Genomic DNA, 21,375 nt, shown 5'->3' on the forward strand with positions numbered 1-21,375 from the left:
GCGCCGGATCGGCCGGCTCAAACAGTAATTTCGATCAGATTGCCATCGGGGTCGCGAAGGACTGCCTCGTAGAAGCCGTCACCGGTGAAGCGCGGCTTTGCGATCAAAATTCCGTCCGCCTCGGCGCGCGCGGCCATGGCATCGACCGCCTGCTCGCTTCCAAGCGACAGCGCCACATGGGCCAGGCCCACGCGCTCTTGCGCCGGATCACCCGGAGCAACCCAGGGGCCTTCCATGATCTCGATCGCCGGGCCGTCGCCGAGCGTCAGGAAGCGCGAACGGAAGCCCGGTCGCCGCCGGCTTTCGTAGATCTCGCCGACCTCGGCGCCAAGGAACGTCGACCAGAAGCCGGCAATCGTCTCGAGGTCGCGGGTCCAGATGGCCACATGGGTAATGCTCATTGCTCGGTCCCTCCCGTCAATAGAATGTCTGCGCCTGTTGCCGCGAACGCCGCGCGGTGTTCAGCCGGCGCGTCCGCCTCAAGCAGCAATGTCGCCTTGCCGTCGATGTCGACGATCCCGTGGGCGGCGGCCGTGCCGAGCTTGTCGTTGGTGATGGCGACAACAAGGCGGCGGCTTTGCTGGGCAATCAGTCGCTTGAATTCCGCATCCTCGAAATAGATCGCCGTCAGACCCAATTGCGCATCGGCGCCGCAGGTGCCGAGAAAGCAGAGGTCGGGACGGAGCAACTCCGCATCGCGCTGCGCCCGCGCACTGATCGCCGCACCGACCGCACGGTTGAGTGGACCACCCAGCAGGATGAGATCGACTCCGGGCTTTTCCATAAGGGCGGCGGCGATCAGTGGCGTATTGGTAACAACGGTGACCCGTTGCTCAGGCTCGATCAGTTGAGCAATCGCAAGGTTGGTCGAACCGGCATCGAGAAACACGGTCATGCCGGGCTTGATCAGGCCGACGGCCGCGCGGGCAAGCGCCGCCTTGCGCTCCGGCGCCATCGCCACACGCTCGACCAACGTGCGATGTGCCGCAGGCACGACCGGAAGAGCACCGCCATAGACGCGCTCGCAGAGACCGGCCGCCGCCATCTCCCGGAGGTCCCGGCGGATCGTGTCTTCAGAGACATGGAGCTCGGCGGCGATTTCCGCCGCCAGCACCCGGCCATTGGCCTTCAGCCGCTCCTGGATCAGCGTCTTTCGCTCGCGAAGGAGGAGTTCACCCGACATCATTTACCAATCGTGCATAAACGTGTATGAATCGCTATAAATGTGCATATCGACTTTTGAAACCGATTTCAAGTCCTGGAACGGCTCCGACCAGGCAAGCCGGGAAAATCGCGCAAACCGTGGCTTTTGCCCGCGCTCGGCGACGTTTTGAGGAAAATTCTTCATCAAAATGCTCAGGAATTGGTGTTTTATACGCTCAGATCGCCGATCTTTTATGCGATTGTCCGCTCAATCCGGACGACGGGCCGGGCCAGAAAGAAGATGGAAAATCACGATGAAACTCCTCCCCACGCTGTTTGCCGCTGCTCTGATGCAGGTTGCCGCCCTTTCCTCCGCTCAGGCCGGTGAGAACCTCGGCGCGATCAAGTCCGCCGGCGTGCTCAAGATCGGCACCGAGGGCACTTATGCCCCCTTCACCTATCATGATGCCTCCGGCGCGCTCGTCGGCTTCGACGTCGAGATCGGCCAGGCGGTTGCGGAAAAGCTCGGCGTCAAGGCCGAGTTCCTCGAAGGCAAATGGGACGGTCTGATCGCCGGCCTCGACGCCAACCGTTACGACACGGTCATCAACCAGGTCGGCATCACCGAGGAGCGCAAGAAGAAATACGACTTCTCCGAGCCCTACATTGCCTCCAAGGCCGTGCTGATCGTTAAGTCCGACAACGAAGAGATCAAGGGCTTTGCCGATCTCAAGGGCAAGAATGCCGCCCAGTCGCTGACCAGCAATTTCGGCAAGCTCGCAACCGCATCCGGCGCCGAGCTCGTCGGCACCGACGGCTTCGACCAGTCGATCCAGCTCGTTCTGACCGGCCGCACCGATGCGACGATCAACGACAGCCTCTCCTTCCTCGACTTCAAGAAGAAGAAGCCGGACGCACCGGTGAAGATCGCTGCCGAACAGGCCGACGCCGACTTCTCCGGCATCATCATCCGCAAGGGCGAGCCCGAGCTTCTCGAAGCGATCAACAAGGCGCTCGTCGACATCAAGGCTGACGGCACCTACGACAAGATCTCGCAGAAGTACTTCGGCGCCGACGTCTCGAAGTAAGTTCCGACCGACTTGGTGGCCGGTTTTACCACCCGCCATTCTCGGCTATGAAAAGCGATCCGTTCCGGTCCCCGGGGCGGATCGCGCTTTTTGAAAGGCCCGCCCCTTGCCCACCTGGCTCCAACTCATGCTGGATTCGCTGCCGTCCCTGCTGTGGGCCGGCCTCACCTTCACCATCCCGTTGACGCTGCTTTCGTTCATCTTCGGCCTGATCCTCGGGCTCGCCACCGCCGTTGCGCGCCTGTTCGGGCCGGCGCCGGTCGTCGCGATCGCCAGGTTCTACGTCTGGGTGATCCGCGGCACGCCGCTGCTCGTCCAGCTGTTCGTGATCTTCTACGGCCTGCCGAGCGCCGGCATCCTGCTTGATGCCTTCACCGCCGCCCTCATCGGTTTCTCACTGAACGTCGGCGCCTACACCTCCGAGATCATCCGCGCGGTGATCTCCTCGGTGCCGCGCGGCCAATGGGAAGCCGCCTATTCGATCGGCATGAGCTGGAGCCAGGCGATGCGCCGCACCATCCTGCCGCAGGCGACCCGGGTTGCCGTGCCGCCGCTATCCAACACCTTCATTTCGCTGGTGAAGGACACTTCGCTTGCCGCCGCCATCACCGTGCCGGAGATGTTCCAGACGGCGCAGCGCATCGTCGCCACCACCTACGAGCCCCTGATCCTCTATATCCTGGCGGCGCTGATCTACCTTGCCATGAGCTCCGTGCTCTCGGCCCTTCAGGTAAGGCTGGAACGACGCTTCGCCCGCTATGGCGGCTTCCTGGAGGCACGCGCATGATCGAGCTCTCCCACATCGAAAAGCGCTTCGGCGACAATCTCGTGCTGAAGGACATCTCTGTCACGCTTGCCGAGGGTACGGTGACGGCCCTTGTCGGCCCTTCCGGCGGCGGCAAGAGCACGCTTTTGCGCTGCATCAACTTGCTCGAGATCCCGACGTCCGGCTCGATCCGGCTCGGCGACGAGAAGCTCGATTTCTTGCCGGGCCGCAAGGTCGGCTGGGCGGCCATCCAGCGCCTGCGCCGGCAGACCGGCATGGTGTTCCAGAACTTCCAGCTCTTTCCGCACCAGACGGCGCTCGGCAATGTCATGGAAGGCCTCGTCACCGTGCTGAAATGGCCCGCGGACAAGGCAAGGGCGCGCGCCATGGAACTCCTGGAAAAGGTCGGCATGGCGCACAAGGCGGACGCCTGGCCGGCGACGCTGTCGGGCGGCCAGCAGCAGCGCGTGGCGATCGCCCGGGCGCTCGCCCCCTCGCCGCGCGTGCTGCTCTGTGACGAGCCGACCTCGGCGCTCGACCCGGAACTGGCCGAAGAAGTGGTCGAAGTCCTGAGCCGGCTTGCCCGCGAAGGCACGACGATGGTGATGGCGACCCACGATCTGAGGCTCGCCTCGCGCGTTGCCGACAAGGTGATCTTCCTCGACGGCGGCCTCATCGTCGAAAGCGGCGCGCCGAAGGCGATCTTCTCGACGCCCGAGCGCGAACGCACCAAGAAGTTCATCGCGTCGCTGAGCGCTCCGCACGATTACGAGATCTAGGCGCGCGGGGCGATTGGCTTGACAACTCTCTCGCGTAGCGGGCGAGGAACGACATCCCTCTCGATCGTCATCCTCGGGCTTGACCCGAGGATGACAGAGGCGTGGCCGGAGCCGAGCGCATTCACAGCAACCTCGCAAAAACAAACGGCCGGGCAAAACCCGGCCGCTTCTGTTTGCAATGATGAAGGCCTCAGGCCTCGTAGACGATCAGCAGGTCCTTGGCGTCGATCTGGTCGCCGGCGCGCACCAGCACCTCGGCGATCGTGCCGTCCTTCTCGGCGTGCAGCGCCGTTTCCATCTTCATCGCCTCGATCGAAAGCAGCACGTCGCCAGCCTTGACCGCCTGACCGGCGGCAACGGCGACGGTCGAGATGACGCCCGGCATCGGCGCGCCGAGATGCGCGGCATTGCCGCCCTCGGCCTTGCGGCGCACGGCGCTCGTCGCACTGCGGTTGCGATCCGGAACCTTGATCAGGCGCGGCTGGCCGTTGAGTTCGAAGAACACCTTGACCATGCCCTTCTCGTCCGGTTCGCTCTTGGCCTGGTGCAGGATGACCAGCGACTTGCCCTTCTCGATCTCCGGCTGCAGTTCTTCGCCCGGGGCCAGACCATAGAAATAGGCCGGCGTCGGCAGCACGCTGACCGGCCCGTAGGTATCGGCGGCAACCGCGTAGTCGGTGAACACCTTCGGATACATCAGGTAGGAGGCGAACTCGAAGTCGTCGACCTTGCGTTCGAGCTTGTCCTCGATCGCTTTGCGCTCCGCATCGAGATCGGCCGGCGGCAGCAGAGAACCGGGAACGGCGGTATAGGCCTTCTCGCCCTTCAGCGCCTTCTTCTGCAGTGCTTCCGGCCAGCCGCCCGGGGGCTGGCCGAGATCGCCCTTCAGCATCGAGACGACCGAATCCGGGAAGGCAATGTCCTTGGCGGGGTTTTCGACATCGGCGACCGTCAGGTCCTGGGAGACCATCATCAGCGCCATGTCGCCGACCACCTTTGAGGACGGCGTCACCTTGACGATGTCGCCGAACATCTGGTTGGCGTCGGCATAGGCCTGGGCGACGCGGTGCCACTTGGTTTCGAGCCCCAGCGAACGGGCCTGTTCCTTGAGGTTGGTGAACTGGCCGCCCGGCATTTCGTGCAGGTAGACTTCCGAGGCTGGTCCCTTGAGGTCGCTTTCAAAGGCGGCGTACTGGTTGCGCACCGCTTCCCAATAGAAGGAGATGCGGCGGATCCATTCGGGATCGAGGCCAGGATCGCGGTCCGAACCCTTCAGCGCTTCGACGATCGAGCCGAGGCAGGGCTGCGAGGTATTGCCCGACAGCGCATCCATCGCCGCATCGACCACGTCGACGCCACTCTCGACCGCGGCAAGCACGGTCGCGGCCGCAATGCCCGAGGTGTCGTGCGTGTGGAAATGGATCGGCAGGTCCGTCGCCTCGCGCAGCGCCTTGAACAGCACCCGGGCTGCGGCCGGCTTCAAGAGGCCCGCCATGTCCTTGACGGCGATCATGTGCGCGCCGGCCTTTTCAAGCTCGGCGGCAAGGGCCGTGTAGTACTTCAGATCGTATTTCGGGCGCGCCGAATTCAGGATGTCGCCGGTATAGCAGATCGCCGCCTCGCAGATGCGATTCTCCTCGGCAACCGCCTCCATCGACACGCGCATGTTGTCGACCCAGTTGAGGCAGTCGAAGACGCGGAAGACGTCGATGCCGCCCTTGGCCGCCTGGCGGACGAAGTATTTGACGACATTGTCCGGGTAGTTCTTGTAGCCGACGCCGTTGGCGCCGCGCAGAAGCATCTGCAGGAGCAGGTTCGGCGCGTCCTCGCGGATGCGCGCGAGACGATCCCACGGATCTTCGGTGAGGAAGCGCATGGAAACGTCGAAGGTCGCACCGCCCCAGCATTCGAGCGAGAACAGTTGCGGCAGGGCACGGGCATAGGTGCCGGCGACCCGGGCGATGTCGTGCGTGCGCATGCGGGTCGCAAGCAGCGACTGATGGGCGTCGCGCATGGTCGTGTCGGTCAGGAACACCTGGCTCTGGCCCCGCACCCATTCGGCGAACTTCTTCGGCCCGAGTTCGTCGAGCTTCTGCTTCGTACCGGCGGGGATGTCACCCTGGATGAACGGTATGACCGGCTTTGCCGCGTCCGCGGACGGCTTCGGACGGCCCTTCGCTTCCGGATGGCCGTTGACGGTGACATCGGCGAGATAGGTCAAGAGTTTCGTCGCACGGTCCTGGCGCTTCACCTGCTGGAACAGTTCCGGCGTCGTATCGATGAAGCGGGTCGTATAGGTGTTGTTGCGGAACTGCTCGTGGCCGATGATCGCCTCGAGGAAGGTCAGGTTGGTGGCGACGCCGCGGATACGGAATTCGCGCAGCGCCCGGTCCATGCGGCTGATCGCTTCCTGAGGCGTGCTGCCGGAAGCCGTGACCTTGACCAGCAGCGGATCGTAGTAGCGGGTGATGTAGGCGCCGGTATAGGCCGTGCCGCCATCGAGCCGGATGCCGAAGCCGGCGGCCGAGCGGTAGCCGGTGATGCGGCCGTAGTCCGGAATGAAGTTCTGTTCCGGATCCTCTGTCGTGATGCGGCACTGCAAGGCGTGGCCGTTGAGACGGATATTCGCCTGGTCAGGCACGCCCGATGCCGGCGTGCCGATCGCCTCGCCGTCGAGAATGTGGATCTGCGCCTTGACGATGTCGATGCCGGTGACGACTTCGGTGACGGTATGCTCGACCTGGATGCGCGGGTTGACCTCGATGAAGTAGAACTTGCCGGTGTTCGCATCCATCAGATACTCGACCGTGCCGGCGCCAATATAGTTGGTCGCCTTGGCGATCTTCAGCGAATAATCGGCCAGTTCCTGGCGCTGTGCGTCCGAAAGGTAGGGCGCCGGTGCGCGCTCGACGACCTTCTGGTTGCGGCGCTGGATGGAGCAGTCGCGCTCGAAGAGATGCACGACATTGCCGTGGGTGTCGCCGAGGATCTGGCTTTCGACGTGGCGGGCACGCTCGACCAGCTTTTCGAGATAGACCTCGTCCTTGCCGAATGCGGCCTTGGCCTCACGCTTGGCTTCGGTCACCTCGCGGATCAGGTCCTTCGGGTCGCGGATGGCGCGCATGCCGCGTCCGCCGCCGCCCCAGGAGGCCTTGAGCATGACCGGATAGCCGATCTCGGCGGCCAGGCGATGGATTTCCTTCTCGTCATCCGGCAGCGGGTCGGTGGCAGGCACCACCGGTACGCCGACGGAAATGGCGAGGTTGCGGGCTGCCACCTTGTTGCCGAGCTGGCGCATGGTCGCCGGGCGCGGACCGATGAAAATGATGCCGGCGGCGTCACAGGCGTCGACGAATTCAGGGCTTTCCGAAAGCAGGCCGTAGCCCGGGTGGATGGCATCGGCGCCGGAAAGCTTGGCGACGCGGATCACCTCGTCGATCGACAGGTAGCTCTCGATCGGGCCGAGGTCGCGGGCAAGATGCGGACCACGGCCGATCTGATAGCTTTCGTCCGCCTTGAAGCGGTGCAGCGCGAGTTTATCCTCTTCAGCCCATATCGCGACCGTTTTCAGACCGAGTTCGTTTGCAGCGCGGAAAACGCGGATGGCAATTTCAGAACGGTTGGCAACAAGGATCTTCGAGATAGGCAAGTCGGTCTCCTCAATGACTTGATATTGCGGGAAATGCTGCACCCGCGAAATAAAGTATTAGCGAGTCACCGAGCAGAGCGCAATTTCAGATACGACAGGAAACCGATTGCCTTTGCGTCAGGAGATCAAACCCAGCCTAAAGGCGATCGCCACGACGTGGTGACGGTTCTTGGCCTTGAGCTTCTCCTGGATGCCGTTCATGTACCAGTCGACCGTGTGGCTGGAAATATCGAGCACCTTGCCGATGTCGTTGGATGTCATGCCGTCGGCGAGATAGTTGAGCGCTTCCATCTCGCGCCGCGTCATCTGCACCTCGACACGTGAGCCGAGTTCGGCCGAGACCTCCGGATCGGTCAATTCCAGCAACTTCCAGAACAGCCGCTTGGCGATGGCGTCGAACAGGCTGACCTCGACCGGGCTCAGATCGACGACGCGGCCACCGACCGTCAGGTTGCCGAGCAGGCCGCGCCGGCCATGTACCGGGAAGATGTAACCATCGTAGAGACCGTGGTTGCGCGCCTCGATCATCATGCTTTCCATGCGCTTGCGATGCGGATCGGAGCGGAAGGCAAACAGTGTGTCGCGCCAGCGGAAGCCGCGTTGTGCATGGCCGAGGTAGCGAATGGTCGGGTCGATCACTACATACTTCTTGCGGATGTAGATCTGCGGCCAGCCTTCCGGCCAGCGACCGGCGAGCAAGAGCCTCAGCGGATTGTCGTGTGGCTTTGGTTGCCGGACGACGCCGTAGAAGTCGAAGCCGCAGCGGTCGAGCAGGCGCTCGAATTCCGGGATGATTTCCTCGCGTGTCTTCATCTCCTCCAGAAGCGCGAGAAACTGTACGAGCAGCGTAATGTTCATGGATCACCTTCCAGGTCGATGCAGACGGTCGCGATTCCGGATCCGGACATAAAGGCACCGTTCAGCGACCATTCATGTTGCACCCGCGATAATCCGTCATACCACGCCCGGTCTTATGCGAAATATGCAAGAAATCGGAGTTGGGCACGACAGATAGCAGACTATGAATATTCTCGCCAAGCGCGCTTAAGCGTGAAACGGGAAAACGAGTGGCTGTCCATGCGTCCGGCTACGGCTTTTCTTTGTCGCCAAAGACCGTCTCAGCGCGGCCCCGAGTGTCTGGGAGCGGAATTTGAAATCCGCATTTCGAGCCTCGAGGTCGCAGGTGCATCCGCCGCAGAAGGACTGCGGCGCGTCAAATCCGGTACCCGGAAGGGGTGAGACAAGTGTCATTGTTCCAGGTGTATGCAAGAGCGCTCAGTTATCTTGCGGTTCACAAGTTCCGTGTCTCGGCGATCGTGCTCGCCAACGTCGTTCTGGCCGTCATCACGATTGCCGAACCGATCCTGTTCGGCCGCATCATCGACGCCATCTCGTCGAAGGGCGAAGTCACGCCGATGCTCTTGATGTGGGCAGGTCTCGGTGTCTTCAACACCGTCGCCTTCGTTCTGGTCGCCCGCGAGGCGGACCGGCTGGCCCATGGCCGCCGCGCCACGCTTTTGACCGAGGCCTTCGGCCGTATCGTTTCCATGCCGCTCGCCTGGCATAGCCAGCGCGGCACCTCGAACGCGCTGCACACGCTGCTGCGTGCCTGCGAAACCCTGTTCGGCCTCTGGCTCGAATTCATGCGCCAGCACCTGGCGACCGCCGTTGCGCTCGTGCTGCTCGTTCCGACCGCCTTTGCCATGGACGTGCGCCTGTCGCTGGTCCTCGTCGTGCTCGGCGCACTCTACGTGCTGATCAGCAAGGTGGTGATGAGCCGCACCAAGGAAGGCCAGGCTTCGGTCGAGAACCACTATCACACGGTCTTCTCCCACGTCTCCGACGCCATCAGCAACGTCTCGGTCGTGCACAGCTACAACCGCATCGAAGCTGAAACCCGCGAGCTGAAGAAGTTCACCGAGCGGCTGATCTCCGCACAGTTCCCGGTGCTCGACTGGTGGGCGCTCGCAAGTGCCCTGAACCGCGTCGCCTCGACCATCTCGATGATGGCGATCCTCGTCATCGGCACCGTGCTGGTGCAGCGCGGCGAACTTGGCGTCGGCGAAGTCATCGCCTTCATCGGCTTTGCCAACCTTCTGATAGGTCGCCTCGACCAGATGAAGGCCTTTGTGACGCAGATCTTCGAAGCCCGCGCCAAGCTTGAGGACTTCTTCACGCTCGAAGACGCCGTGCGCGAACGCGACGAACCGGCTGGTGCGACCGAACTGCCTGCCGTTGCCGGCGAAGTCGAGTTCCGCAACATCTCCTTCGACTTTGCCAACACGAACCAGGGCGTGCACAACGTCTCGTTCACCGCCAAGGCCGGCCAGACGATCGCCATCGTCGGCCCGACCGGCGCCGGCAAGACGACGCTCGTCAACCTCTTGCAACGCGTCCACGATCCGCGCGACGGCCAGATCCTGATCGACGGCACCGACATCGCGAAGGTGACGCGCAAGTCGCTGCGCCGCTCGATCGCCACCGTTTTCCAGGATGCGGGCCTGATGAACCGTTCGATCTCGGACAACATCCGCCTTGGCCGCGACGATGCGACGATCGAGGAAGTGATGGCCGCCGCGGAAGCTGCTGCCGCTTGCGACTTCATCGAAGGCCGCACGACCGGCTACGACACGTTGGTCGGCGAACGCGGTAACCGCCTGTCGGGCGGCGAGCGTCAGCGTGTGGCGATCGCCCGCGCCATCCTCAAGAACGCGCCGATCCTGGTGCTCGACGAGGCGACCAGCGCGCTTGACGTCGAGACCGAGGCCCGCGTCAAGGATGCGATCGATGCGCTGCGCAAGAACCGCACGACCTTCATCATCGCCCACCGCCTGTCGACGGTGCGCGAGGCCGATCTGGTGATCTTCATGGATCAGGGCCGCATCGTCGAAATGGGCGGCTTCAACGAGCTCAGCCAGAGCAACGGCCGCTTTGCAGCGCTGCTTCGCGCCAGCGGCATCCTGACGGACGAGGACGTCCGCATGAGCCACACGGCGGCGTAAGTCACCCGCCAAGATGTACCGATTTCCAATCCACCCGCTACAGAGCGGGTGGTTTTTTTTTTGTTTCCGGCTTTCTGCCAACGCCGCTTCCAGCGGCCTTGTCATTGCAAGAAATGTTGGTAGACCGGAATTCCGGCTTCAATTCCAAGGGAATCACCATGCCGGACATCTCCACCATTGCACTTTTCGCCGCGGCCAGCCTCGTGCTCACCGCTACCCCCGGGCCTGACATGCTGCTCATCGCCTCGCGCAGCATCAGCCAGGGACGCGCAGCCGGGTTCCTCACCTATGCCGGCATCGCGCTCGGCACCTATTGCCACGCGCTCGCTGCGGCGCTCGGCCTTTCCCAGCTGTTCGTGACCGTGCCGATTGCCTACGAGGTCGTGCGCTGGGCGGGCTGCGTCTACCTGCTATACCTCGCCTACAAGACGATCCGCGCGGAGGTATCGAGTGCTGCGCCGACGTCGACGCTCAAGCGACGTTCAGCCCGGCGGATTTTTGGGGAGGGCCTGATGACGAACATCCTCAATCCGAAGATGGCCCTCTTCGTGCTCGCGCTGTTCCCGCAGTTCGTGAAACCTGATAGCGGGTCGATGGTCGTGCAGATGCTTCTGCTCGCGACGATACTGAACGGGATCGGCCTCTTCGTGAACGGATCGGTCATCCTTGCCGGCAGCCATATCCGCCGGCGTCTGTCCGGTTTCAGCCGCTTCCCGAAGCTGCCGCAGTATCTGCTCGCCGGCGTTTTCGCAGGGCTAGCGTGCCGCCTCGCGCTCGGCGCCAGAAACTAGCCAAGGCTGCAAGCCTGCGGGCGGCGTGCCTCACGTCGCCCGCAGCGGCTTTGCCGCTGTCAGCCCCTTCAGCCATTCGAGATAGTAAGCGTAGGCAAAATGCAGCCCGATGCCGAAGAGGACGAAGAGGCTGCCGATGATCGGGTTGCGCCCGGTGACGAACAAAAGCACCTGGCCAGCCATCGCCAGGATCGTCCCGAAGATGAAGACGGCCAGCGAATGGCGGCCGACGACGGCGAGCGGACGATCGCTTTCGAGTTTAGCGAGACCGCTGATCCGGGGTGTTACGGCGATGATATAGGCGAGTGCCAGCACATGCAGGAGCCGCGGCAGCGAAAGGAAAGTCTTGTCAAAGCCGGTCAAGACGGCGGGAAGGCCGAAGGAGAGGTCGATGTTCCAGAAAGAGAACAGCACCCAGACTGCGGAGACCGCCAGATAGAGGCCCGAAAGAACGACCAGCCAGGGCCATCGCGGCAGCGATCCGCCATTGCGTAGATAGGTCATCATGACGACGCCGATGACGAAAAGAAACTGCCAGGACCAGGGGTTGAGGAACCAGTAGCCCTCGTCGAGGAAATTGGACGGCACGAACTTGAAGATGCCCGCCGCAAGCCACAGGGCAGCTGATAAAAGCAGCAGCAGTTTCTTGCTGATGCCGTTCAGCCAGAGGATGGCCGGCAGCATCAGGAACAGCGCCGCATACATCGACAGGATGTTGTTGTAGCCAAGCTGATGTCCGAGCAGCACCATGGCAACGATGCCCTGTTCGGTCTGCTCCACCATCGGGCGGATATTGATTTCGCCGATCAGGTCCTGCCTGCCGAAATAGAGTGCGCCGCCGGCAAAGATCGCCAGCGTGACGATGCTGGTCATGATGTGGGCGATGTAGAGTGCCAGCGCACGGCGCCAGATCTTCAGTGTCATCGCCAGCCGACCGCCGGCGACGAATTTGCCGCCATAGGCGAGCCCGACCGAGAGGCCGGAGATCAGCACAAAAGCCTCGGCGGAATCGGAAAAGCCAAAGTTCTTGTGCGTCAGATATTCGAGATATTGTCCGGGAACGTGATTGACGAAGATCGTCAGCAGACACAGCGCCCTGAAGACGTCGAGGCGGGTGTCGCGCTCCCTTGGAACCATCCGGGTCTGCGTGGGATTCACGCGACCCTGAAATGTCTTTTGCAGCATGCAGTCCGTTTTCCAGGATTTGGCGCCCCGCCCCATCCCTGTTGAAACGGGCGCCGGCGGCCGATACCGTCCGTCAGACGGAATGGCCGGCACCATGAGGAGCGGCACACCGCACAGCTTGAAACGCGCGGGGTCGCAGCTTGAATTGACACGACACCCGGCCTTCGAGGTCGTACCGCCGGTGCCTGCGCAAAGAAAAACCGGCTTTGCCCTTGCGGGAACAAAGCCGGTTTCATCCTGTCATCCATACCGGCCGTTACAGCAAAATGCCTTCATGCGCGTTTTTTGTGACACTGTTGTTTACGCTGACGATCGGCTCGCCACTTTTCTTGTCGCGCTGCACTGAAATCTTGTGCCGCGCCCCGTTGAGCGTCACCTCTGCGGAGTATCCGTCCCAGGCAGCCGGCAGCACCGGTCGAATGACCAGCTTGTCGCCCTGCCTGCGGATGCCAAGGATACCCTCGATGCCGACGCGATAGAGCCAGCCGGCAGAACCCGTATACCAGGTCCAGCCGCCGCGTCCCGCCAGGTCGCCTTCGCCATAGATATCGGCGGCCACGACATAGGGTTCGACGCGGTAGTGTTCCGCCGCCTCGCGGTTTTGGGCATGCGAAATCGGGTTCAGCATCTGGAACACGCGCCAGGCCTCCTCCGCCCTGCCCTGTTCGGCAAAGGCGAGAGCCACCCAGGTGGCCGCGTGGGTATACTGACCGCCGTTCTCGCGCACCCCGGGCGGATAGGCCTTGATGTAGCCCGGATCCTGCGACGTCCGTTCGAGTGGCGGCGTGAACAGGCGCACGATGCGCTGGTCGGGATCAACGAGTTCCGCCATGACAGCATCCATCGCCTTCAGCGAACGCTGCTCGTCGCCCTCGCCCGAGAGTACGCTCCAGGACTGGCCGATCGAATCGATCCGGCATTCCAGCGCCTCGCTCGTGCCGAGCGGCGTGCCGTCGTCGTAATAGCCGCGGCGATAGTAATCACCGTCCCAGCCGGCCGTGGCGAGCGCCGTCTTCAGAGCTTCGAGATGCGCCTCCCAGCGGGTGACGCGAGCCTCGTCCTTGCGCTCGCGAGCGTAAGGCAAGAAGCCGCGCAGCGTGCCGGCCAGGAACCAGCCGAGCCAGGTGCTGGTGCCCTTGCCCGCCTCGCCGACCCGGTTCATGCCGTCGTTCCAGTCGCCGGCGAGGAACAGCGGCAAGCCGTTCTCACCGGTCCGCTTGACCGCAAGATCGAGCGCCCGGGCGCAATGTTCGTAGACGTCGCCGACCTCTTCGGAGATCTCCGGCTTGTAGAAGGCGTCGTGCTGCCCCTCCTCCAGCGCCGGCCCCTTGATGAAGGCAAGGCGCTCGGCAAGCAGGTCGGAAGTCCCGGTCACCGTGTTGTAGCGGGTCACGGCGTGGGCGAGCCAGACGACGTCGTCGGAGATCATCGTGCGCACGCCGGCCCCTGTTCCAGGCAGCCACCAATGCTGCACGTCACCCTCGGTGAACTGCCGCGAGGCAGCGTTGAGGATCTGCGCACGCGCAAGCTCCGGACGATGGATCAGGAAGGCCAGCGTGTCCTGCAGTTGGTCACGGAAACCAAAGGCACCGCTTGCCTGATAGAAGGCCGAACGCGCCATGATGCGGCAGCCCAGGCTCTGGTAGGGCAGCCAATGGTTCACCATCGCGTTGAAGGCCGGATCGGGCGTTTCGACCTTCACGATGTCGGTGAAATCGCGCCAGAACGTCTTGTTCGCCTCGAGCACGGTGTCGAACGCGGTCTCACGCAATTCGGCAATGATGGCGCGAAGCTGGTCCTCCGTATCGGTATCGCCAAGGAAGAAGGTGACTTGGCGTTCGGCACCGGGCTCGATCACGAGATCGGTTGCGAGCACAGCGCAAGGGTCGCCATCGACGTCGACGGAACCCGAGAGCTCCGCACCCGAAATGACCGCCTGCGGCACCAGGATGCCGCCGATCGCCCCCAGGAACTCCCGACGGCTCGCCGTGTGGTCGGCGCCCTGACCACCCTCCACCGCGAAGAAGGCAGAGCGGCCGGCAAAATCGATGCTGTAGGGGTTGGTTGCCACCAGCGCCTCGGCCGTCTCGTCCCATTTGGAAAGCACGAAGGGTGCCGAGCGGGCGCGGTTGTTGCCGAGCACCCACTCATTGTAGCCGTAGAGCCGCAACTGTCGCGCCGATGCCGCACGGTTGCGGATCGACACACGCACGAGCTTGGCCGGAAGGCTGCGATGCACCGTCTGGGTGACCTCGATCTCGAGATCGTCCTGGGTGCTGCGGAAGGTCGAGTAACCGAGCCCGTGCGCCGTCTCGAAGACGACGGAGCGGCGGCGCGAGAGCGCCGCATAGGGCGTCGAGACCGTGCCGCTTACCATGTCGCGGATGAAGATCGCCTCGCCCGGACGATTGACGACCGTGTCATTGGTCCAGGGTGTGAGCTGGTAGTCGCGCGAGTTGCGGCTCCAGGAATAGGCAGCGCCTTCCGCCGCAATGTGGAAGCCGAAACCATCATTGGAAATGACATTGATCCAGGGCTGCGGCGTCGCTTCGCCGCCGCGCAGACGCACGACATATTCGCGACCGCCTTCGGCAAAACCGCCGAAGCCGTTCCAGAAGGAAAGACCGTCGCCCTTGATTTCCGCCGGAACGGCATCCGCGTTCTCCTGCGGCGCTGCCAGCAGCGGGCCTGAGAACTCGGCGGTCTTTTCGGAGCCTTTCACCGGTGCCGGCGAATAGAGCGAGTTGGCGCGGGCAATCTGGTCGGAGATCGTGCCGTTGCGGGCATGGAAGACGGCGCGCGAGGCCGACAGCAACGTCGACCAAGTTTCCGCTTCCATGAGATCGCGTCGTACCGAGAAGATATGCTGGCGCGGACCGTCGGAGAGGCCGCGCAGCCTCAGGTTTTCGCACATGGAATCGAGCGCGTGCTGCATGTCCTGGGCATAGGACGAGGCCCGCTCGTTGATAATGACGAGATCGGCGGTGATGCCGCGGGCGCGCAGGTATTCCTGGGCGCGCAGCGCCTCACGGGCGATGCCGAGATCGCCGTCGTCGTTGATCCTCAGGCAGAAGATCGGGTAGTCGCCGGAAATCGCCAGCGGCCAGAGCTTCGTCTGCGAATTGAGGCCCGCTTGCACGGTCGCCGAATCGGCACGCAAATGCATGTCCGGATAGACGAGATAGCGGCCGAGCATCTGGAAGCTGGCTGCTTCCTGCGAGGTCACGCCGACATGGCGCATCTGCACCTGGCTGCGGGTCCAGGCGTGGATGAGCTCCTGGTTGAAGGTTTCCGGATGGCGGTAGCGATCGATGGCGCGATCGACCTCTTCGCGGCTTGGTGCTGCGATCGTCCAGAAGACGACGCTCACCTTCTTGCCGGCAGGCACGCGAACGACGCGGCGCAGCGACATGATCGGATCGAGCGTGAAGCCGTGCGTTCCCGAAAGCACCGCGTCGGCATCGAAAGCGGCTGCTTCCGCAAGCGTGCGGCCCGGGCCGATAAAGCGGCGACGGTCGGTCTCTGCTTCCGTATCGCGGTCGCTGCCGGCATTGTCGGTGACGAGATGGGCGACTTCCATGTCGGGGTCGCCGGCACTGCGCTTGTTACGGCTGACGCGGATGACGTCGCCGCGACGGCTGATTTCCGTGCGCAGGAACATCTTCGAGAACGCCGGATGGGCGCTGTCGGCCTCATCGGTCGAAAGCACGGGCTCGGCATAGGAGGTCACTTCGATGAAGCGATCCTGGGTGCCGGTGTTGAGCAGGATGACGCGACGCCCTTCGGCATCGTGTTCGGTGGCGACGATGCATTCGACCTCGCTGGTGAGATCGCCGACCGTCTTGACGAACTCGGCCTTGTCATCACCGAAGCGGGTCAGCATCTTTTCGCCAGGCGCACGTCGCGGTTCCGATGTCGCCGACCACCATTCGCCCGTCGTCGTGTCACGCAGGAAGATGAAGGTGCCGGTGCGGTCCTCGACCGGGTCGGGCTTCCAGCGGGTGACGGCCTGGCCATTCCAGCGGGCATAGCCGGCGCCGTTGGCCGTCAGCATCACCGAGTAGTGACCGTTGGAGAGAAAAACCGTCTCGCGGTCCTGTGCCAGCGGGTTCTCGATAACGCGGACTTCCGGACGCAGAAGGTCGTCCTGACCCTTGCCGACCGATTCCGGCTCACGCTTGGCATTCATGATCGGGATGTCGCGCGGCGCCTTTTCCTGCAGCAGCAGTTCGGCCGCCTCGATCACCGGATCGGCGTGGAACCACTCACGCAGTCGGCCATTGAAGACGACGTTGGCGACAGCCGCGATCGACATGCCATGGTGGTGGGCATAGTAGTTGCGCACGACGGCGCATTTCTGGCCGTCCGGCACGCGCGTCGGCGTGAAGTCGACGGCGTCGTGGTAGCCATATGCGCCAAGCGCACCGACTTCACGCAGGCGTGCGAGGTTGGCGAGCGCCGACTTTGGGTCATACATGCAGGCAAGGATCGAGGCGTAAGGCGCAATGACCGCATTCTGGCCAAGGCCACGCTTCAGGCCGAGCGTCGGCACACCGAAGTTGGTGTACTGGTAGGTGAGTTCGTGGTCGCGTGCGTTGAACGCGGCTTCCGAAATCCCCCACGGCGTGCCCAGACGACGGCCGTGATTGATCTGCTCCTTCACGACCAGATTGTTGGTCTGGTTGAGGATACCGCCCTGCCGCTCCTGCATCACCAGCGGCGGCATCAGGTATTCGAACATCGAGCCGGACCAGGAGATCAGCGCGCCGCGGGCGCCGATCGGCACGATCGGCCGACCGAGCTTGTACCAGTGCTCGGTCGGCAGGTCGCCCTTGGCGATGGCGAACAGACTGGTCAGGCGGGCTTCGGAAGCCAGAAGGTCGTAGCAGGCCTCGTCGAGCTCGTTGGCGTTGACCCGGAAGCCGATCGACAGCAGCCGCCGTTCCGGCCGGAACAGGAAGCCGAAGTCCATCGAGAAGGCGATGTCGCGAGCGCGATCCTTGAGCACCAGCAGGCGCTGGCGCAGCGCCTCGATGGCGCTAAGATCAAAGACGCCATCGGCGATATGAGCTTCGCAGGTGGTCACCAGCGAGTTGGCCCATTTCGTCACTTCGCCGCTCTGCGGCGTGCGCACCTCGTGATCGAGATTGACCGTGAGCTTGTGCATGTCGCGCGCAAGCACCGCGAGATTGATCACTCGGATCGAGGCGAACTCGTGCTCGCGCTTGACCGCGGCGAGCGCGTTCTGGAAGCCGACGATGCGCTCCTCGATCAGGCGGCGCAGCGGCCGCACCGTCTTGCGGTCGTCAGGCAGGTCGCGCAGCACCTCCTGAAGGATCGCGACGACGTCGCCGATACCATCGAGGCTGCCCTGGACGTGCGCCGACGGCGCCTCGGCCCAGTCGCGGCACATCGACGAGACGGCGATCAGGTGGCCGGCAAGGTTGCCGCTGTCGACCGCCGAGATATAGCGCGGCTCCATGGTTTCGAGCGTGTTCGTCCGATACCAGTTGAACAGGTGGCCACGGTATTTCGGCAGGCGGTCGAGGGTGGAGATCGTCTGCTCTAGGCGTGTGATCGTCTCTTCAAAGCCGATCCAGCCGAAATCGCGTGCCGACATGACCGACAGCAGGTAGACGCCGATATTGGTCGGCGACGTCCGCTCGGCGAGCACCGGCTGCGGCGTTTCCTGGAAGTTGTCCGGCGGCAGGTAATGCTGCTCGGCGGTCACGAAGGTCTCGAAGTAGCGCCAGGTGCGCCGGGCGATCAGGCGCATTTCCTCGATCGCTTCGTCCGTGACGACAAGCTGGTCCTCGGTTTCTGCCGACTGGCTGACGAACCATGCAATAGCGGGCGACAACGCCCAGAGCAGTGCAAAGGGAATACCGATGAAAGGCAGGCCGGTGTCTGAAACCGCTGCAAGCGCCAGCGAGATCGCCGACAGCGCCGGCGCGATCCACATGGCGCGGTAGTAGTCGCCGATCGTGCCGTGGCCGGCGCTCTGGACCTGCGCGGCCGTGCGCCATTCGAGCATCAGCTTGCCGCTGACGAAAGTGCGGTAGAGCGAGCGTACGATCGCATCACCCATCATCGCCGCATTGTGGGCGATGAAGACGATACGCAGCGCCACTTGCGCATTGGCGGCGCGGATTTCGGTCAGCACAGCATGAAGATGGGCGCGGGCCACGATGTCGTTTCGGCGTGGCAAGAGGCCGTTGATCAGCGAGAGGGTCGGTGCCACGAACAAGCTGAAGATCAGCACGATCTGCCAGATCAGCGCTTCGGTCGGCTGCATGTAGTACCAGCCCATGACGGACGCGACGAGCCAGGCGAGCGGGATCAGCGAGCGGCGAAGGTTGTCGTACATCTTCCATCGGCCGAGCATCGACAGCCCGTTCGACAGATTGAAGATGTAGGGCAGCAATTGCCAGTCGCCACGCGCCCAGCGGTGCTGACGCGACATCTCGACCTCGTAGCGGGTCGGGAAATCCTCGACGAGCTCGACGTCGGTCACAAGTGCGCAGCGCACATAGGAGCCTTCGAGCAGGTCGTGGCTGAGAACGGCGTTTTCCTTGATGCGGCCCTTCAGCGCCGCCTCGAAGGCGTCGACCTGATAGAGGCCCTTACCGGTGAAGCTGCCTTCGCCGGCGATGTCCTGATAGACATCGGAAACGGTGAAGACGTAGGGGTCGATACCGCGGTTGGCCGAGAAGATGCGCTGGAAGGCCGAGGCTTCGCTGCCGGTGGTCAGCGACGGCGTCACGCGCGGCTGCAGCAGGCTATAGCCGGCAATAACGTCCTGAGTTTCGGGATCGACCACCGGACGGTTGATCGGGTGATACATCTTGCCGACGAGCTTCGTTACCGCATCGCGCATCAGGCGCGTGTCGGAATCGAGCGTCATGACGTATTGTACATTCTCCGGCACCATGTTGGCGCCCTGCAGGAACGAGGTGTCACGGTCGCCACGCAGGAGCATGTTCAGCTCGTGCAGCTTGCCGCGCTTGCGCTCCCAGCCCATCCACACGCCTTCCTGCTCGTTGTAGAGCCGGCGGCGATGCAGCAGATAGAAGCGGGTCTTGCCGTCATAGGCGTAACGCGCCGAGAGCTGGGCGATCTCGCGCTTGGCGTAGTCGAGAACGTCCGTATCGGTGCCGGATTCCTCGACCTTGCTGTCGGCCCAGTCGCTGACGAGCGCGAAATAGATCTCGCCACGCGGATTGGCGAGGTAATGCACCTCGAGATTGCGCACCAGTTCGTCGACATGGTCGCGCTTGGAGATGAGGCAGGGCACGGCGACGAGGGTACGGGCGTGCTCGGGAATGCCGTCGATGAACTCGTAGCCGACAAGCCGGGACGGTTTGACGAACAATGTCACCAGCGTGTTGAACAGCCCCATCGCGCCTTCCGAGGCCGGCAGTGCGAAGAGCAGCAACATGATCAGCTTCGCGCCGCTTGGAATATCCATCGGGCTGACGAAGGAGTAGACGGCGATCATCGCCAGGATGGTCAGAAGAATGTTCGGTCCGGCGATCGCGAACCAGTCCAGCTTGCGGCTGAAGCGGATGATCGTCTGCAGCAGCGACGGTCGGTAGTTGATCTTGTTTTCAAGCATCTTGCGCTGCTTGCCGACGAGGAAGGAGCCAACATTCGGCTCCTGCAGCGGCGCCTCGGTCTCAGCCGCGGCTTCAGCCTCGCGAACCATCTCGACGGCGATCTGGGTCACCTCGTATTCGCTGTGGCCGGAGCGGCGGGCCAGCTTCTCGATCGTGTCGCGATACTTGTTGCGCGAGCCGAAATCGAGCGCCGCATAGTCGGAGCCTTCGCGCAGCGCCGCATCGATCTTGCTGACGCTTTCAAACCAGACCGCCCAGTCGGTGTCGTCGATCTCGCGCAAGGAGCGGATGATGTTGCTCATCGTCGCGTTGCCGGACGACAGGCGGTTCTGCTCGGCAACCAGCGCGCTCTCGACGTCGCTGCCGCGCTTTTCGAGCCGCTCTTCGATCCAGGCGATCACGGCACCCGAGGTCTGAGAGCCGTCCCGCATGCGGTAGAGCAGCTGCGCTACGAAGGTGTTGTCGGCCGCCAGCGCCTCCGATTCGGCGAGCAGGGCCCGGCATTTTTCTGGGTCGTTCAGACGGATAATCTGGTCGGCGACGTCGTTTGCCTTGCGGCGCATGCCGCGCGAACGCTCGACGCGGATGGCGATCCGACGCAGGTTCTCGATCAGCACGAAACGCAGGATCGACGGCAGCGCCCAGAGTTCACCGATCTTGAAGGTCTCGTGCTTCTGGAAGCCTTCAACCATCGCCGTGATGCTTTCACGCGTCACCGTGCTGTGGGTATGGGCGACATAGAGCCAGGCAAGCGCCATGGTACGCGGGATGACCGTTCCAGAAACCGACAGCGTCGGAAGCTGACGATAGAACCGCCGCGGGAAATCGCGCCGCACTTCCTGGATCGCCTCTTCGACGACGTGATGGTTGTCGAGCAGCCACTCGGCGGCCGGCGTGATCGTCGCCCCGGCCTCCACGTCTGCAGCCGTTGCCCGGTAGACCCGCAGGATCTCGTTCTCGTTTTCGCGGTGCCGCGGCCGGAACTCGAACGGAAAGAAGCCCGGCAGCGAAGAGACGCCCTTCAATGCGAGGTCTTCACCGCATTGCCGGAGGTCCTCCATCGAGAAGAAGGTTGCACGGATCGAATCGTTGTAATCGATCTGCTTCGCTTCCGGTTCGCGGGAAGAGGCGGGCGGCGTAGTTTGAAGCTGCATGGGTACGGGTTCTGAATCCAACCGGGGTTGATCGGCCCGGCCCTCGTTGGGGTGCCGGGTTGGCTGCGGACCTGAGAAATCAGGCTGAGCCGGCGCGTTGCTAGACACGGTCATGTGTCCTCCCATCCACCGTCATCTCCCGGGAAACCGGGAACTGGCGGCAACAGGCACCGCCCGCGACTGGGCATCGGAGATTGCAAAG

General features: G+C 63.2%; 11 protein-coding genes. 5 read left to right on the forward strand and 6 right to left on the reverse strand.

The annotated features are described in order from the left end of the window. Positions 1 to 17: 17 nt before the first annotated feature. Together MKZ91_RS13330 and MKZ91_RS13335 are read right to left on the reverse strand one after the other, a co-directional pair. Positions 18 to 401 (reverse strand): VOC family protein, encoded by a 384-nt coding sequence (locus MKZ91_RS13330; protein WP_336171339.1) that lies wholly within the window; start codon positions 399 to 401, stop codon positions 18 to 20. Further along, positions 398 to 1,183: a DeoR/GlpR family DNA-binding transcription regulator gene (locus MKZ91_RS13335; protein WP_336171340.1), complete on the reverse strand. Its 786-nt coding sequence runs from the start codon at positions 1,181 to 1,183 to the stop codon at positions 398 to 400. Before MKZ91_RS13335 ends, MKZ91_RS13330 begins: the two co-directional genes overlap by 4 nt. A gap of 274 nt (positions 1,184 to 1,457) precedes the next feature. Between MKZ91_RS13335 and MKZ91_RS13340 the strand changes: the two genes are divergently transcribed. The 3 genes from MKZ91_RS13340 to MKZ91_RS13350 all read left to right on the forward strand — a co-directional run bounded on the left by MKZ91_RS13340 (position 1,458) and on the right by MKZ91_RS13350 (position 3,776). Next, positions 1,458 to 2,231, forward strand: coding sequence for an amino acid ABC transporter substrate-binding protein (locus MKZ91_RS13340; protein WP_336171341.1), 774 nt, complete (start codon positions 1,458 to 1,460; stop codon positions 2,229 to 2,231). Positions 2,232 to 2,337: 106 nt separating this feature from the next. Then, positions 2,338 to 3,018 (forward strand): amino acid ABC transporter permease, encoded by a 681-nt coding sequence (locus MKZ91_RS13345; RefSeq protein WP_082616163.1) that lies wholly within the window; start codon positions 2,338 to 2,340, stop codon positions 3,016 to 3,018. After that, on the forward strand, positions 3,015 to 3,776 hold the full coding sequence (locus MKZ91_RS13350; protein ID WP_336171342.1) for an amino acid ABC transporter ATP-binding protein: 762 nt from the start codon (positions 3,015 to 3,017) through the stop codon (positions 3,774 to 3,776). The genes MKZ91_RS13345 and MKZ91_RS13350 overlap by 4 nt, the downstream gene beginning before the upstream one ends. 190 nt (positions 3,777 to 3,966) lie before the next feature. Here the strand turns inward: MKZ91_RS13350 and pyc are convergent, their stop codons facing one another. Then, positions 3,967 to 7,425, reverse strand: a complete 3,459-nt coding sequence (pyc, locus tag MKZ91_RS13355; RefSeq protein WP_336171343.1) for a pyruvate carboxylase — start codon at positions 7,423 to 7,425, stop codon at positions 3,967 to 3,969. A gap of 117 nt (positions 7,426 to 7,542) precedes the next feature. Continuing rightward, a complete protein-coding gene (locus MKZ91_RS13360) occupies positions 7,543 to 8,283 on the reverse strand; it encodes a helix-turn-helix transcriptional regulator (RefSeq protein ID WP_336171344.1) in 741 nt (246 codons plus the stop codon). A 386-nt stretch (positions 8,284 to 8,669) separates the two neighbouring features. Between MKZ91_RS13360 and MKZ91_RS13365 the strand changes: the two genes are divergently transcribed. Beyond that, entirely contained in the window at positions 8,670 to 10,427 is a 1,758-nt protein-coding gene (locus MKZ91_RS13365) for a glucan ABC transporter ATP-binding protein/ permease (RefSeq protein WP_336171345.1), read from the forward strand. A 158-nt stretch (positions 10,428 to 10,585) separates the two neighbouring features. Then, positions 10,586 to 11,218: a LysE family translocator gene (locus MKZ91_RS13370; protein ID WP_336171346.1), complete on the forward strand. Its 633-nt coding sequence runs from the start codon at positions 10,586 to 10,588 to the stop codon at positions 11,216 to 11,218. Between the two features lie 30 nt (positions 11,219 to 11,248). Here the strand turns inward: MKZ91_RS13370 and MKZ91_RS13375 are convergent, their stop codons facing one another. Beyond that, positions 11,249 to 12,403 (reverse strand): OpgC family protein, encoded by a 1,155-nt coding sequence (locus MKZ91_RS13375; RefSeq protein WP_336171347.1) that lies wholly within the window; start codon positions 12,401 to 12,403, stop codon positions 11,249 to 11,251. A 256-nt stretch (positions 12,404 to 12,659) separates the two neighbouring features. Next, positions 12,660 to 21,287 carry a cyclic beta-(1,2)-glucan synthase gene (gene ndvB, locus MKZ91_RS13380; protein WP_336171348.1) on the reverse strand — a complete coding sequence of 2,876 codons (8,628 nt, stop codon included), beginning with the start codon at positions 21,285 to 21,287 and terminating at the stop codon, positions 12,660 to 12,662. Positions 21,288 to 21,375 lie beyond the last annotated feature (88 nt).

It is taken from the genome of Ensifer sp. MJa1 (assembly GCF_037026475.1).
Taxonomy (GTDB): domain Bacteria; phylum Pseudomonadota; class Alphaproteobacteria; order Rhizobiales; family Rhizobiaceae; genus Ensifer.